The following is a 13,728-nucleotide window of genomic DNA, read 5'->3' on the forward strand; positions in this document are numbered from 1 at the left end:
AGATGGCAACCGAAGCTATCGCGGCGGCTCGGCCCGCCATGTCACTCTTCGAGCGCTATCTTTCGCTCTGGGTGGCACTCTGCATCGTCGTCGGGATTGCTCTCGGCGCGGCGGTGCCTGATCTGTTCGCGGTCATTGCCTCGGCCGAGGTCGCGCGGGTGAACCTTCCCGTCGCGGTGCTCATCTGGCTGATGATCATCCCGATGCTGCTCAAGATCGACTTTGGAGCGCTGGGTCAGGTGCGGCAGCACATGCGGGGCGTCGGCGTGACGCTCTTCATCAACTGGGCTGTGAAGCCCTTCTCAATGGCCCTGCTCGGCACCGTCTTCATCGGCTGGCTATTCCGGCCGCTCCTGCCTGCGGACCAGATCGAGAGCTATATCGCCGGTCTCATCCTACTGGCGGCCGCGCCCTGCACCGCGATGGTATTCGTCTGGTCGAACCTCTGCGAAGGGGAGCCCCACTACACGCTGAGCCAGGTTGCGCTCAACGACCTCATCATGGTGTTCGCTTTCGCGCCGCTGGTCGGGCTGCTGCTCGGCGTCGCGTCCATAACCGTGCCGTGGGAGACGCTCCTGCTGTCGGTCGTGCTCTACATCGTCGTGCCGGTGGTCATCGCTCAGGCCATTCGTCGGGCATCGCTCCGCGCCGGCGGGCAACCAGCGTTGGACCAACTGTTGAAGCGAGTTGGCCCGATTTCGCTGGTCGCCTTGCTGACGACGCTGGTCCTCCTGTTCGGCTTCCAGGGCGAACAGATCCTCGAACAGCCGCTGGTCATCCTGCTCCTAGCCGTCCCGATCCTGATCCAGGTCTACTTCAACGCTGGGTTGGCTTACTGGCTCAGCCGCCGGTTCGGGGTCGCCTGGTGCGTCGCCGCCCCTGCCGCCCTGATCGGCGCCTCCAATTTTTTCGAGTTGGCGGTCGCCGCTGCCATCAGCATCTTCGGCCTTCAGTCCGGCGCGGCATTGGCAACCGTGGTCGGCGTCCTCGTCGAAGTGCCGGTGATGCTCTCAGTGGTGGCCTTAGTGAAGCGCACCAAGGGCTGGTACGATGAAGAGGCGACAGCCTGAAATCTGACTTGGCCCCGGCGTCCGGATTCCGTCACGTTCTCGGTGGCCGCGATGCGCGACGGTGAGTGGCGGCGCTACTAATTGCCCTACGCGATCGACATCATGCGCCTCAGCAGCAGCTCGAGGCGGAGCCAGTCTCCCTCGCCTCCTGGATTGGTGGGCAGGGCGTGTCTCCGAAGGAACAGAACACACAACAGTCGCCTTTGAGAGGCCGTAAAACCTCGCCGCAATGCCGGCAGTCATAAAAGAACTGACAGGCGTCCGTCGGCATAGTCTCCACGGAGACTCCGCCGCATTTCGGACAGGTAAGGGTCGAAGTCAGCAGCATCAGGCACCGCCCAGCGCACGCATCAGCGGCTGCTCGATAAAGCTCCAGAGCGCGCTGAGCGCGACGATCGCCGTCGCGACGCAAAGCATGATGAGGGTCGCGCTATTGGGTGCGGGTGCTGCGCACGTTGCATCGGTGGTGCAGGCCCGGCGCTTTCGCACATAGAGTCCCCATCCAGCGGCGACTAGGACGAGCGCTGCGATAGTTAGCGGCCAGTGATAAGGTACGAATGCGGCAAGGCCCCCCGCGCCTAGGCCAGCGGCGCCGAGTGCTAGTGGCAGAACGCAGCAGGCGGCGGCAGAGAATAGAGCCGTCAAGCTCGCGGCGGTCCCCACCGCAGCAACTCCGGTTCCAGTCCCGCCCGCCGGTGCGGGGCCCAGGACACGTTGGTCAGTCAAGTCTCGTCTCCGTCTCGATTCGCGTCTATCTGACACCTGTAGCAGCTACAGGATCAAGAGGTTTTGCATGGCTGGTCTGTCGATTGGCGAGCTTGCCCGCCGCACGGGCGTCCATATTGAGACGATCCGCTATTTCGAGAAAGTCGATCTTCTCGATGTGCCGGACAGAACGGAGGGAGGTCACCGTGTATATGCCGAGAAACACGTCCGGGCGCTCAGCTTCATCAAGCGGGCGCGAGAGCTTGGCTTCACCCCGAAGGAGATTCGAGCAATCCTCGGTCTCGGCGGTCCCGGCAAGGCCTGCTGCGACGAAGTTCAGGAGATCGCCGTCCATCATCTCGAACAGGTGAGGAGCAAGATCGCCGATCTGGCGCAACTGGAGCGGCTGCTCGCGTCAACGATCGAGCGCTGTTCGGGCGGCCATGTGCCTGATTGTCCTGTCATCGACATGCTCGAAAGCACGCCCGCCTAAACCATGTAGCCGATATCCGACGCGCCGGTCGGATAGGCGAACATGGTGCTCTTGAGATCGTCTGCGGTGAGGCCGTGGCGGATGGCGAGGGCGAAGAGGTTGATTACTTCGTCCGCGTGAGGACCGACGAGATGCGCGCCAAGGATTCGCCCGCTGCCTTCCTCCACCAGCGTCTTATAGCCATACACCGGCTCCGCGACCCGCCGGGCCGTATACCAATCGGAGGTTCGCTTGCACTTCACTTGCAGGCGCAGACCCGACTCGCGGGCCTCCTTTTCGCCCATGCCCACGGCGGCAATCGGCGGCAGAGTGAACGCAACGCTCGGCACGCCCCGATAATCGGGCTTGCGGTTGTTGCCCTCGATCAGGTTCGCCGCAACAACCTTGGCGTCATGGCTCGAAACCGGCGTCAGCGGCGGCCCCTGCTGGGCGGCATCGCCTGCTGCGTAAACCGACGGATTGCTGACGCTCTGGAGGAAGTCGTTGAGCCTGAGGCTGCCGTTCTCGACCGCAACATTGGCGACTTCCAGGTCCAGCTGATCGAGCGCCGGAGCGCGACCCGCCGCGTGAACGACGAGATCGGCCTCGATTACGACCGGGTCCCCGTCTGACTCGGCTCGGACAAGGAAACCTCCTTCGATGCGCTCGATTGCCGTCACGGTTGTTCCGGTGCGCACATCGACGTCGATTCCGCCGAAACTCTCCATCAGCCAGCCAACCAACTCCGGCTCGAAGTGCATGAGCATCCGTGGGCCACGCTGGAAGACGGTCACCTGGGCGCCGGCGCGAGCGGCAATGTGCGAGAACTCAGCCGCGATATAGCCGCCCCCGACAAGCACGATCCTTTGCGGCAGTGTTTCCAGCGCCAAAAATCCTTCGTTATCGATCAGGTGCTGTTCGCCGTGGATGCCAAGCTTGATCGGCTTCGCGCCGGAAGCAATGAGAATATTGCGGCCCGTCAGCCTGTCATCGCCAACTCTGAGCGTATTCGGACCGGTGAACTGCGCCGTGCCGTGGAATGTGAGAATGCCCGCCTCGCGGTAGCGATGCTCGTGCTTTTCCGGCACCGGATCGGTGAAGCTGCGCTTGAAGCGGATCAGTTCCGGCCAGTCTATCCGCAGGTCTCCGACCACGCCACGCTCATGCATCCGCCGCTGTTCGTCGATGACCTCCGCGCCAGCGACCAACATCTTCTTGGGGTCGCAACCGCGCAGGGCGCACGTGCCGCCAAATGGCTTTTCGTCAATGACCGCGACACTGCGGCCTGCATGGCGAACACGCATTGCCGCCACCATCGCGGCTGTGCCCGTGCCGATGATCAGAAGATCGAAGTTCATTGGCACCCTCCTGTCCCTCTTCAACAAAGCTGGAGCAGGTACGGGTTCCCTCTAAGGCGGGCATTTCGCAGGTGGCAAACATTACGAGATGCCGTCTCATAGCGGGCGGAAGGGAACGGGCGGCAATCTGTCCGGTTCAACAGAAATGGCCGAGCCAACAGAAGCATCTACATGCCGGACATAGTGCGAGTGCTGCTCCTTGCGCTGTTTCCGGCGGCGGGCAATTTCGCGGGCGGAATGCTCGCGGAGGCGATACGGACATCGCGCCGAAGTCTTTCGATCGCCCTGCATCTCGCAGCGGGGATCGTCTTCGGCGTGATCGCCGTCGAACTCGCGCCTCGTACGCTCGAGAGTCTGGATGCTTGGTTGGCCGTCACCGGATTCATCGCAGGTGGCGCGGCATTCATCGGGCTCGATGCCCTGATCGAGCGATTCCAGTCGTCATCCGCGGATGCTGCCGAAAGCTCCGGTCAGAGTGGGCGTGACGCAGGCGGCGCATGGACCATCTACGCGGCTGTGGCCGTGGATCTGTTCGGAGACGGGCTTCTTATCGGCGCCGGCTCGTCGCTCTCGTTCGAGCTGGCGCTGGTCCTCGCCCTGGGGCAGGTGGCGGCGGACATTCCCGAAGGCTTCGCAACGATCGCCACCTTCCGCGATGCTGGTGTAGCGCGGACTAAACGCATCCTTCTCTCGGCCTCGTTCGTCGTTCCGGTGCTCGCCGGTGCAATCCTCTCTTATTTCGCCCTCAGGAGCCAGCCCGAGGCGTATCAACTGACGGCGCTCGCCTTCATTGCCGGCATGTTGTTGGTGGCGGCGGCCGAGGAGATCATGAAGGAGGCGCATGAGGTGTATCCGCCGTCGAAGCTCTTCAGCTTCGCCGTCATCTTCGGATTTGGGCTGTTCGCGGCAGTCGCTTCCTACTTCGGCTGAGACTGCATCGCGGCGGCATGGTCGGGACCTTGCCGGTCAAGGCAGGCTTCGAGTGTCGCATGGCCTATGTGGAACCGCCCGCTCAGCGTGGCGCGCGCTCGCGCCTTGACCGCTTCGAACGCTTCGAGCGAGGCGACCGACGGCACGAGGTGGGCTTCGAGCGCCCGGTCATGCTCATCCAGGCTCCAGACGTGGACGTGGTGAACGTCCGCTACGCCTTCGGTCCCCCGAAGAGCTTCGACGATCTCGTGAAACTCCACGTCATCCGGCACGGCGCCCATCAACAGCTTGATGGTTTTCGGGAGCAGCGAGAAACCTTGATAGAGCACATAGGCGGCGATCAGGACCGTCATGACGAGGTCGGCGACGTAGAGTTGGTAGAGCAGGATTAGCGTGCCCGCGACGATCACGCCGACTGAGGCAAGCGCGTCGGACACGTTGTGGAGAAAAGCGGCCTTGATATTGAGGCTGTGCTTCGATCCTTTGTAGACGAGCATCGCGGTCGCCACGTCGATCAGCAAGGCGACGCCGGCGACGATCACCACCGTCCAGCCTTCCACCGGCTGCGGATCGAAGTAGCGGGTAACCGCCTCGATCAGGAGATACAGGCCGACGATGATGAGCGTGGTGAGATTGATGAGCGCGGCCACCACTTCCGCGCGGCCGTAGCCGAACGTCATCAGCTTGTCGGCGGGCCGGCGCCCGATCTTGCGAGCGAAGAGCGCCAGTCCCAGCGATGCCGCATCGCTGAAGTTGTGAAGCGCATCGGCGACGAGCGCGAGCGAGCCCGCCAGGATGCCGCCGACGATCTGCACCACCGTCAGTCCCATGTTCACGGTGACGGCCCAGACGAGCCGGGCGTCGCTCATGCCTTCTACGCCGTGGTCGTGCCCTGCGCTCATTCTTATCTCCGAAACTATCGCGGCTGTTGATGCCCAGTCGGCGGCCATCAGATTGGAGTTTATAGGGTGTATGCGGAACAGAGGCCAGGACGCTCACAAAGGACAAGCCCGGCATTCAGTAAACATTCAGCCCCTGAGACCAAATTTGTTTGTCAGATCGCCTGATCCGGAGGGGCTAGTCGGCTCTGGAGGTGTAGCATGATCAAGAAACTCGCGTTTCTCTTGGGCGTCATGGCCGCGGTCGCGTTCACGAGCTCGCCAGCTATGGCGCAAAGGCATCACGGAGATCATGGCCGCGGCCATGGACATAGCGGCGTTAGCATCAATCTGGGAGTTCACGGCCCTGTTTATGGCTATGGCGGCTACCGCTACCGAGATCCATATTACGGCTACTATGCCGGCCGCCGCTATTATCGCGACCGCAGCTATTATCATGATGACTATCGTCGAGACGGCCGGCATCATCGGCGTGAGCGGCGTCATCACCGCCGGTCGCATCACTAATCGCCGTCTGCCGTCTAGAACAAGTATGCTCTTGCGCACGTGGAGATCGAGGTCACTGACACCCATTCTGGAACAGAGATCGATGACTCATTTATCGGTCTCCCGATGGCGCGCCTTCCAGAGTGGGCTTGCTTTCCCAGCGCTGTTTTTGAGCAGTTGTGCGAGGCAAGCGAGACGGAGGCTGGGAGGTCGCGCACCATTGCGCTCTATTGCGATCCCGGCTGCGGCTTCTGCCTAACTTGGACGCGCCTCGCGCGTCAGGCGGGCTATACTACGAATGTGAGCGACACCGCAGACATGGCGAGCGCCAAGCGCCGGCTCGGCGTCCGAGGCAATCTCGCCTCTTGCCATACCGGCATCGTCGACGGCTACGTGTTAAGTGCCTGCTCGCGCAGCGTCCGCAAGGCATCGGGGGTCTAGCCGTTCCAGGGATGCCGACCGGATCGCCGGGAATGGAAACTCCTAGCGGGTACAGCGAGCCGTTCCGGCTTATGCGGCGGGGCGTTCGTCAGTGTTTCGCTGAGCTGGCTTACGGGTGCAACGCCGGACTGTCTTCACAGGGTTCCTGTTCCGCCTGAATCGTCGCATGGTCGATGCCGAACTTTTCACGAAGCATCGCGGCGACATGGATACGAACCGTCTCAGCGGTCGCGCCCGGCGCTAGTTCAACGTGAACGGAGAGGCTTGCGTCATCGCTGGTGAGTGACCAGACGTGCAGATCGTGAACGCCCGACACGCCGGGGGCGGCTCCGATGGCCGCTCGAACTTCGCTCAGAGAGAGATGGCGCGGGACGCCCTCCAGCAATATTCGTGTCGTGTCCTTGAGCAGCATCCAAGTTCGCGGTAGCACCCATAACCCAATCCCAATTGCGACCACCGGGTCCACCCATTGCCAGCCGGTGAGCATGATTAGGCCAGCGCCGGCGATTACTCCGAGAGAACCCAACATGTCGGCCCAAACCTCAAGATAGGCACCCTTGACGTTGAGGCTCTTGTCCTTACCGGCCGACAGCAGACGCATCGAGATCAGGTTCACAATGAGACCGATGGCGGCGACGACGAGCATCCCGATCGACTCGACTTCGGTCGGTGCGAAGAAGCGGGCGACCCCCTCCCAGAGAACATAGCCCGCCACCGCAAATAGTAACAAGGCATTGAAAGCGGCGGCCAGAATTTCGAACCTGCGATAGCCGAAGGTGCGTTGATCATCGGCCGGCCGCTGTCCGACCTTGATGGCCGCCAGCGCAATGCCGAGCGCGGCAGCATCCGTGAACATGTGGGCGGCGTCGGACAGCAGGGCGAGACTGTTGAACACATACGCCCCGATCACCTCGGCGATCAGGAAGATCGTCGTCAATGTCAGCGCAAGCGCGAGTCTCCTGGAATTGGCGCCCGCAGTATGATGGTGGCTATGCCCGCCGTGGCTGTGACCTGCACCCATCTATTGGTCCTCCGTCTCCGCCTGGGAAAATGCCCGACGCGCCGCATATTAATCTTTAATCTACAGCGCCGCGGTCGCGTTCCCCGCTTAGGAGTTAGCAGCCGCAACCGAGAATCCCCGCTGCTTGCAAAGCTGCAAAAGCGTTCGACCTGCGCACGCCCGCCGCCCGCCGCCCACCGGGATGGCAAGAGGCGCGCCCAAGCAGCAGGATCATTGTGCTGGCTTCTCTTTGTCCGGCCTTTCTCTCCGACTCCCCAGTAGCCAGGCCATGGCTCGGTCTTCTTCACCGGTTTTGAAAAAACGCATCTCGCCACGAAACATGAGGCCAGAGCCTTGAATGCCCCATTTCTCCCATTCCTCGTCACCGACGACAGCCATGCGCCCGAACTGGTCGCGGTGGTTGAAGTCGAATTTCAGGTCGCGCCACAAGGCCGAGAGTGACCAGCCGGTGAAGCCCGGTCCCAGTTCGATCAGCATCGGGCTAGAAGGACCGGCCAACGACTCGAACTGTGGCACGAACTCCGCAAATTCATTGGTCGTTAGCTGGCCATCGGCGCGAATGTGGAGTATCCCGTCGGTTCTCTTCTTTATGGTGAGCACAAGTCTCCCCTCCAGTCTGATGCGAACGCCAGCACAGTTGAGCGAATCCATGCCTGGTACTCACCCGGAGCAATCCTTCCGTGGCGGACCTATTCATGGCGCACGGCATAGGCTGCGCAGCCCTCGAGAAAGGCCCAGGTCAGCCCGGCACAGTCTCCCGGATCGGCGATGTCATGCCTTACCGCCCATCGGTAGCCGGCCTTTTGCTCGCGGCAGTTTTCGACGCAGCCAAAGCCGAAGAAATGGTTCGTCGCGGCCCGATCCCTCCGAATGTCATAATCACCGTATGTTTCGCCGGCCCTGCGCCCACCGATCCGGACGCCGGAATGGAAGAGATCGCGGTTTCCCGTCACCTCGTCGGAGTGCGGCCCGCCGTAGCCGAACATGTCCTGCACGATCCTGATCAGCGGTTGCTGGAGGCCCATCGCCAGGACCAGAAGGGCCAGGAGCAGGCTTCCAGCGAACCCCAAGAGCAAGTGACGCGGTCTCAACGCGCAAGGCTTTTGCTTGGCAGGTGTATCATGATCATGACATCTGGAAGGCCTCCGGTGCCACCATTACGATAACAGGTGCAGCACCGGCAACGTGCGCGCGGCCGCTGCACCTGTTCATCTGTGGTGGTCATGGGCGTCTCGTATCCACCGTCGAATACCCGCTCCTCGATCATTTAGCCGGCAGGGGACTGCCGAGCCGATCCACGTCCTCATATTCTCCGGTCAAGATCTTCGTGCCCCATTCCTCCCATTTGCTGTCGCCGACGATCGCGATCCGGCCGAAGCTGTCCTTGTGCTTCACGTCGAACTTGAGGTCGCGCCAGATACCGTCGAGATCCCACCCGGAAAAATCCGGCGCGAGCTCGATTACCATAGGAACCCTCCCCGGCTCGCGCGCAGCGACATTCTCGAACCGGGGCACGAAATAGTCGAAGTCAGAGGATTTAAGGGTTTTCCCGGCCACGATATGGATCAGTTCATCGCTTTCTGCCATTTCGACCATGGCCGCCTCCGTTGCCGTTTGTTCATGTAACCTCCCTCAATTCGTCTCGTCCTCCCGCGCCACATTGCGGCAAAGCCGATCCCGTGATCCGAGCGATGATTCCGGCGCCCTATATGCGTCGGTTCTTGCGAAAAGGCGGCAAGCCCCACGGGCTCGTCGTTTGGCGGTAACAGGCCGATCATCAGATCGCCCTCGACCACTCGAGGCGACAGGGCTTCCCTCGCTGCAGGTGTGGAATAGCGTCCGGCGGCATCGGGATCTTTTGACGAAGGCGAACAACCCGAGCAGGTCGGGCACCCCCCTCCGTCGGGAGGCGAAGGGGGAGCGCTTCGCGGCAGGCGCTATGATGGCGCTCGCGCAGTCCCGTGTTCGGCATCATTTGCCCGAACCGCGACAGTTGCTGTCATTCGCCCTCTTCGAGCATCGCTTTCAGTCCACTGCCGCCGATGACTTCCACCTTCTCCAGGGTAATCAAGCCGATGTCCGGGATGTCCTCGAGGCCCTCGACAAAAGTCCGCAGCCGCTGGTCCGTCTCGACGATCTCGATGACGACGGCGCGGTCGCTTTCGAAGACGTGACGCCGATGCATATGCGCCGAGCTACCGAAGCCGAGCCGGGCATCCAGAACGGTGACACCCGCCAATCCCGCTTCGCGTGCGCGCAATGCAATGACATTCAGGACTTTCCGATCTCCCAGATAGGCGCCCTCGTCGGTGTAAATGCGCAGCAGCTTTGTCGGTTCAGTCATGATCTTCTCCTTCACGCCAGTTCCGGGGCAACCGGCGGCGCATTCTCCTCCCGCCTGCGCCGACGGTTTTCGATCGCTCCGAGCACAACTTTCGCAATCGACGGCAATACTAAGAGGGTGAGAACGGTTGCGGCAATCAAACCGCCGATAACCGTGACAGCGAGCGGCTTCTGGACTTCGGCCCCCGTCCCGGTGGCGATTGCCATCGGAATGAAGCCGACCGCCGGAACGAAGCCGGTCATGATGACCGCGCGCATCTTCTCGCTCATGCCTTCCCGGATTGCTTCGACCAGCGGCAGCCCGTGCTCCTGACGTTCCCGAACGGCCGTCATCACGACCAGACCGTTCAGAACCGAAACACCGGCCAGCACGATCAGCCCCACCGCCGCCGAGACGGAGAAGTTGATCCCGGTCAGGGCGAGGGTGAAGATGCCGCCGGCCAGTCCGAGCGGCAGCGTCAGGAAGACCGCAATCGCCCGGCCGCCCGATCCCAGGGCCATGAAAAGCAGGACGAAGATGGCAACAAAGGCCAGCGGCACCACGATCGACAGCCGTGCGGTCGCCGCCTGCAGGCTCTCGAACTGTCCGCCCCATTCCAGATAATAGCCGGCAGGAAGTTCGATTTGAGCGATTTTGGCCCGCGCCTCCTCGACGAACGAGCCCGCATCTCGATCCTCAAGGTTCATCTGCACGACGACCCGGCGTTTTCCGTTCTCGCGCCGTATCTCGTTCAGCCCTTCGGTCAGCTGGATATTCGCTACTTGCGAGAGCGGAATCTGTTGCCGGACTTCCCCGAGCTCTTCGGGCAAAAGCACAGGAAGCGCACGAATGGCATCGAGGTTCACCCGCGTCGCATCGGGCACGCGAACCACGATTTCATAGCGGCGGTCGCCTTCATACAGCAAACCCGACTCCCGTCCGCCGAGAGCCGTCGCGACGGTGTCCGCGACCTCCTCGACGGTGAGCCCGTAGCGAGCGATCATCGCACGATCCAGCTCCACATCGAGCACGGGCGCACCTCCGACCTGATCCGCCTTCACGCTGGCCGAGCCCGGAATGGACTGCAGCACCTGGACCATTTCGTTGGCGGTCTGCGACATTTTGTCGAGATCGTCGCCATAAAGCTTGATCGCCACGTCGCCGCGGACACCCGAGATCAACTCATTGAAGCGCAATTCGATCGGCTGGCTGACTTCGTAGACCTGCCCGAGCAGGCCGCTCACAGCCTCCTCGATGCGCTCAATCACTTCGTCCTTTGTATCCACGCCCTCCGGCCATTGGTCTTCCGGCTTGAGGATGACGAACCCGTCGGAGACGTTCACCGGCATCGGATCGGTCGCAACCTCCGCGGTGCCGGTCTTGGAGAACATCAGCTCCACTTCGGGAAGCGCGGTCACAGCCTCCTCGACCTTGAGCTGCATCGCCAAGGATTGCTCGAGACTGACCGAAGGCACCCGCGTCGAGGCAACGGCCAAGTTCTTCTCGTCAAGCTGAGGAATGAATTCCGAACCGAGCAAGCCAAAGACCGGAACGGCCGCCAGGAAGAAAGCGACACCGCCGGCGATGAACGGCATCGGCCGGGCAAGCGCCTTGTCGAGCAAGGGCAGATAGCGGTCCTTGCTCTTGCGGATGATCCATACCTCCTTCTCGGCAACGCGCCCGCGAATGAGCAAGGCGACCAGTGCCGGCACCAGCGTGAGCGAAAGAATGAACGCCGAGAACAGCGCCAGCATGATCGTGATCGCCATCGGCGAGAAGGTCTTGCCCTCCACGCCGGTGAACATCAGCAGCGGCGTGAAGGAGAGGAGAATGATCGCCTGGCCGAACACTGTCGGTTTGATCATCTCCTGCGATGCATGCATCGTTTCCTCGAGCCGTTCATTGAGGGTCAACAGCCTCCCTTCATGTTCCTGGCGAAGCGCCAGCCGCGCGAGACAGTTTTCGATAATGATGACGGCGCCATCCACGATCAGGCCGAAGTCGAGCGCGCCCAGGCTCATGAGGTTGCCGGGCACCCCGAAGGTGTTCATCCCGGTCGCCATCATCAGGAAGGAGAACGGAATAACCAGCGTTGCGATAATCGCGGCGCGCCAATTACCCAATAGCAGGAAGAGCGCAGCAGCGACCAGCAATGCGCCCTCGGTCAGATTGGTTTCGACCGTTCCCACGGTCGCACCGACAAGCTCCGCGCGGTTCAGGACGATGTTTACATCAATGCCGGGCGGCAGCGACGTCGAAATCTGATCGAGTTTCTCTGTTACTGATTCCGCCACGATCCGGCTGTTCTGATCGATCAGCATGAGCACGGTGCCGATCACCGCTTCCTCGCCGTTCAGACTGCCGGCGCCGGTTCGCAAATCACCGCCCACCCTGACGTCGGCGATCTGATCGACCGTGATCGGAACTCCGCCGCGCGTTGCCACAACCGCGTTCCTGATTGCATCGTCGGATCGCACCCGCGCGTCGACACGCACGAGATAGGCTTCACCGTTGCGGTTGAAGAAATTGGCGCCTACCGCAAGGTTGGCGTCTTCCAGCGCTTCGCCGAGTTCGCTGTAGGAAATTCCGTAACTGGTCAGTTCATTAGGATCGGGCTCGACCACGAATGTCTTGGCATAGCCGCCGATCGAATCGACGCCGGCCACACCGGGTATCGCCTTCAGCTGCGGGCCGATGATCCAGTCTTGCACGGTTCGCAAATATCCGGCTTTGGAAACCTCATCGGTAAGCAATTCGCCTTCGGGTGTGAGATAGCTTCCGTCGGGTTGCCAACCGGCCTGTCCGGCGATCTTCTTCGCGCCTCTCCCGTCCGGATTGGTGTAGCCCACGGTATACATGACGATCTCGCCGAGACCGGTTGTCACCGGCCCGATCTGCGGCTGCACGCCATCGGGAAGGTTCTCGGTAACTTGGGTCAGCCGTTCTCCCACCTGTTGCCGAGCGAAATACAGATCGGTGGATTCGGAAAAGATTGCCGTTACCTGGCTGAACCCGTTGCGCGAGATCGACCGCGTGGTTTCCAGTCCGGGGATGCCGGCCAGTGAAATCTCGACCGGATAGGTGACGAGCTTTTCGATTTCTTCCGGGGACAGGCGCGGATCAGAGGTATTGATCTGCACCTGGTTGCTGGTGATATCGGGGACCGCGTCGATCGGCAGCTTGAACAGCTGCCATGTGCCGAACGCTGCTACCCCCAGGAAGAGGAACAGGACCATCCAGCGGGAGCGGACGGAGAGAGCTATAAGTCGTGCGATCATGAATTAATGCTCCCCGCCCGCGCCCTTGGTGAGTTCGGCCTTGATCAGAAACGCGTTCGTAGTGGCGATCGTCTGACCCGGCTCCAGACCCGAAGTGATCTCGACGCGACCGGCGCTCCGCTGACCCAAAGTGACGGGAACGGCCTGGAACCCGCCTTCCACGCGCACGAAGACCACGTCGCGGCCCTCGAACGACTGAACGGCCTCCTCGGGCAGCACGATGCGATCGCTGGTTGGCGCCCCGCGCGGAGTTATCCTGACGCGCACGGCCTGGCCTTGCGTCAGGCCGGCGTGGGTGCCCAACGGGGTCAGAACCACCGTCGCCGCGCGGCTTTCGGGGTCCAGCGATGGGGTCGTCGAGCGCACCCTCGCGTCAATTACGCCGCCGCCCGCCAGCTCGATCCTCGCCTGATCGCCGGGCCGGATGCGCTGGGCATCCGTTGAAGGCACGAACGCATCGATCTGGATGCGGTTCGGATTGGCGACGTTGAACAGTTCCTCACCCGCCGACACATAGGCGCCGAGTTGGGTATCGACCTCCGTGATTCGCCCGCTGATCGGGCTACGGACGGCAAGATAGCGGCCGTTGCCGGTTACCCCGGCGGCGCGCACCGCCGCTTGCGCCCGATCGAGCTCCGCCTCGGCTTGCGCACGCGCCGCCCGGGCGGCTTCGAGGTCCTGACGCGCCGTGATCTTCGCATCGAACAGCCGCTGTTCGCGCGCCGCGGCGGATCGCGCCGCCTGT

17 protein-coding genes are annotated in these 13,728 nt (G+C 62.1%); 6 read left to right on the forward strand and 11 right to left on the reverse strand.

Going from position 1 to position 13,728, the window contains the following annotated elements; translation table 11 throughout:
- The first annotated feature begins 2 nt into the window (after positions 1-2).
- The gene (gene arsB, locus VIR62_RS09160; RefSeq protein ID WP_431870600.1) at positions 3-1,070 is read left to right on the forward strand and encodes an ACR3 family arsenite efflux transporter; all 1,068 of its coding nucleotides are present in this window, start codon (positions 3-5) and stop codon (positions 1,068-1,070) included.
- A 109-nt stretch (positions 1,071-1,179) separates the two neighbouring features.
- Here the strand turns inward: arsB and VIR62_RS09165 are convergent, their stop codons facing one another.
- Both VIR62_RS09165 and VIR62_RS09170 read right to left on the reverse strand, forming a co-directional pair.
- On the reverse strand, positions 1,180-1,398 hold the full coding sequence (locus VIR62_RS09165) for a GDCCVxC domain-containing (seleno)protein (protein WP_431870602.1): 219 nt from the start codon (positions 1,396-1,398) through the stop codon (positions 1,180-1,182).
- The gene (locus VIR62_RS09170; protein WP_431870603.1) at positions 1,398-1,559 is read right to left on the reverse strand and encodes a hypothetical protein; all 162 of its coding nucleotides are present in this window, start codon (positions 1,557-1,559) and stop codon (positions 1,398-1,400) included. Before VIR62_RS09170 ends, VIR62_RS09165 begins: the two co-directional genes overlap by 1 nt.
- A 304-nt stretch (positions 1,560-1,863) precedes the next feature.
- Between VIR62_RS09170 and VIR62_RS09175 the strand changes: the two genes are divergently transcribed.
- On the forward strand, positions 1,864-2,268 hold the full coding sequence (locus VIR62_RS09175) for a MerR family transcriptional regulator (RefSeq protein WP_431870605.1): 405 nt from the start codon (positions 1,864-1,866) through the stop codon (positions 2,266-2,268).
- On the opposite strand, the gene VIR62_RS09180 is transcribed toward VIR62_RS09175, so the two are convergent.
- Positions 2,265-3,605: a dihydrolipoyl dehydrogenase family protein gene (locus VIR62_RS09180; protein ID WP_431870607.1), complete on the reverse strand. Its 1,341-nt coding sequence runs from the start codon at positions 3,603-3,605 to the stop codon at positions 2,265-2,267. The genes VIR62_RS09175 and VIR62_RS09180 overlap by 4 nt on opposite strands.
- Positions 3,606-3,842: 237 nt before the next feature.
- Between VIR62_RS09180 and VIR62_RS09185 the strand changes: the two genes are divergently transcribed.
- Positions 3,843-4,535, forward strand: a complete 693-nt coding sequence (locus VIR62_RS09185) for a ZIP family metal transporter (protein WP_431870608.1) — start codon at positions 3,843-3,845, stop codon at positions 4,533-4,535.
- Here VIR62_RS09185 and VIR62_RS09190 read toward each other — a convergent pair.
- The gene (locus VIR62_RS09190; RefSeq protein ID WP_431870610.1) at positions 4,523-5,437 is read right to left on the reverse strand and encodes a cation diffusion facilitator family transporter; all 915 of its coding nucleotides are present in this window, start codon (positions 5,435-5,437) and stop codon (positions 4,523-4,525) included. The genes VIR62_RS09185 and VIR62_RS09190 overlap by 13 nt on opposite strands.
- Before the next feature lie 198 nt (positions 5,438-5,635).
- Here VIR62_RS09190 and VIR62_RS09195 point away from each other — a divergent pair, with 198 nt between their 5' ends.
- The 3 genes from VIR62_RS09195 to VIR62_RS09205 all read left to right on the forward strand — a co-directional run bounded on the left by VIR62_RS09195 (position 5,636) and on the right by VIR62_RS09205 (position 6,519).
- A complete protein-coding gene (locus VIR62_RS09195) occupies positions 5,636-5,941 on the forward strand; it encodes a hypothetical protein (RefSeq protein WP_431870612.1) in 306 nt (101 codons plus the stop codon).
- 279 nt (positions 5,942-6,220) lie between these two features.
- Positions 6,221-6,361 (forward strand): hypothetical protein, encoded by a 141-nt coding sequence (locus VIR62_RS09200; protein ID WP_431870631.1) that lies wholly within the window; start codon positions 6,221-6,223, stop codon positions 6,359-6,361.
- The gene (locus tag VIR62_RS09205; RefSeq protein ID WP_431870628.1) at positions 6,349-6,519 is read left to right on the forward strand and encodes a hypothetical protein; all 171 of its coding nucleotides are present in this window, start codon (positions 6,349-6,351) and stop codon (positions 6,517-6,519) included. Before VIR62_RS09200 ends, VIR62_RS09205 begins: the two co-directional genes overlap by 13 nt.
- Here VIR62_RS09205 and VIR62_RS09210 read toward each other — a convergent pair.
- The 7 genes from VIR62_RS09210 to VIR62_RS09240 all read right to left on the reverse strand — a co-directional run.
- On the reverse strand, positions 6,471-7,382 hold the full coding sequence (locus VIR62_RS09210; protein ID WP_431870614.1) for a cation diffusion facilitator family transporter: 912 nt from the start codon (positions 7,380-7,382) through the stop codon (positions 6,471-6,473). The genes VIR62_RS09205 and VIR62_RS09210 overlap by 49 nt on opposite strands.
- Positions 7,383-7,592: 210 nt before the next feature.
- Positions 7,593-8,033 carry an STAS/SEC14 domain-containing protein gene (locus tag VIR62_RS09215; RefSeq protein WP_431870616.1) on the reverse strand — a complete coding sequence of 147 codons (441 nt, stop codon included), beginning with the start codon at positions 8,031-8,033 and terminating at the stop codon, positions 7,593-7,595.
- Positions 8,034-8,071: 38 nt separating this feature from the next.
- Positions 8,072-8,458 (reverse strand): hypothetical protein, encoded by a 387-nt coding sequence (locus tag VIR62_RS09220; protein ID WP_431870618.1) that lies wholly within the window; start codon positions 8,456-8,458, stop codon positions 8,072-8,074.
- A 187-nt stretch (positions 8,459-8,645) separates the two neighbouring features.
- Positions 8,646-8,978: an STAS/SEC14 domain-containing protein gene (locus tag VIR62_RS09225; protein WP_431870620.1), complete on the reverse strand. Its 333-nt coding sequence runs from the start codon at positions 8,976-8,978 to the stop codon at positions 8,646-8,648.
- A 403-nt stretch (positions 8,979-9,381) separates the two neighbouring features.
- The gene (locus VIR62_RS09230) at positions 9,382-9,726 is read right to left on the reverse strand and encodes a DUF190 domain-containing protein (protein ID WP_431870629.1); all 345 of its coding nucleotides are present in this window, start codon (positions 9,724-9,726) and stop codon (positions 9,382-9,384) included.
- 11 nt (positions 9,727-9,737) lie between these two features.
- A complete protein-coding gene (locus VIR62_RS09235) occupies positions 9,738-12,983 on the reverse strand; it encodes an efflux RND transporter permease subunit (protein WP_431870622.1) in 3,246 nt (1,081 codons plus the stop codon).
- Between the two features lie 3 nt (positions 12,984-12,986).
- The coding region (locus tag VIR62_RS09240; protein WP_431870624.1) for an efflux RND transporter periplasmic adaptor subunit at positions 12,987-13,728 on the reverse strand (742 nt) is incomplete at its 5' end.

Source organism: Allosphingosinicella sp., assembly GCF_036570505.1.
Classification (GTDB): Bacteria; Pseudomonadota; Alphaproteobacteria; order Sphingomonadales; family Sphingomonadaceae; genus Allosphingosinicella.

What these genes read in the sequence shown, in the direction of transcription:
- arsB (WP_431870600.1), top strand. Translation starts at nt 3, where the DNA reads ATGGCAACCGAAGCTATCGCGGCGGCTCGGCCCGCCATGTCACTCTTC.
- VIR62_RS09165 (WP_431870602.1), bottom strand. Translation starts at nt 1,398, where the DNA reads ATGCTGCTGACTTCGACCCTTACCTGTCCGAAATGCGGCGGAGTCTCC.
- VIR62_RS09175 (WP_431870605.1), top strand. Translation starts at nt 1,864, where the DNA reads ATGGCTGGTCTGTCGATTGGCGAGCTTGCCCGCCGCACGGGCGTCCAT.
- VIR62_RS09180 (WP_431870607.1), bottom strand. Translation starts at nt 3,605, where the DNA reads ATGAACTTCGATCTTCTGATCATCGGCACGGGCACAGCCGCGATGGTG.
- VIR62_RS09185 (WP_431870608.1), top strand. Translation starts at nt 3,843, where the DNA reads ATGCTCGCGGAGGCGATACGGACATCGCGCCGAAGTCTTTCGATCGCC.
- VIR62_RS09190 (WP_431870610.1), bottom strand. Translation starts at nt 5,437, where the DNA reads ATGAGCGCAGGGCACGACCACGGCGTAGAAGGCATGAGCGACGCCCGG.
- VIR62_RS09195 (WP_431870612.1), top strand. Translation starts at nt 5,636, where the DNA reads ATGATCAAGAAACTCGCGTTTCTCTTGGGCGTCATGGCCGCGGTCGCG.
- VIR62_RS09210 (WP_431870614.1), bottom strand. Translation starts at nt 7,382, where the DNA reads ATGGGTGCAGGTCACAGCCACGGCGGGCATAGCCACCATCATACTGCG.
- VIR62_RS09215 (WP_431870616.1), bottom strand. Translation starts at nt 8,033, where the DNA reads ATGGATTCGCTCAACTGTGCTGGCGTTCGCATCAGACTGGAGGGGAGA.
- VIR62_RS09225 (WP_431870620.1), bottom strand. Translation starts at nt 8,978, where the DNA reads ATGGTCGAAATGGCAGAAAGCGATGAACTGATCCATATCGTGGCCGGG.
- VIR62_RS09230 (WP_431870629.1), bottom strand. Translation starts at nt 9,726, where the DNA reads ATGACTGAACCGACAAAGCTGCTGCGCATTTACACCGACGAGGGCGCC.
- VIR62_RS09235 (WP_431870622.1), bottom strand. Translation starts at nt 12,983, where the DNA reads ATGATCGCACGACTTATAGCTCTCTCCGTCCGCTCCCGCTGGATGGTC.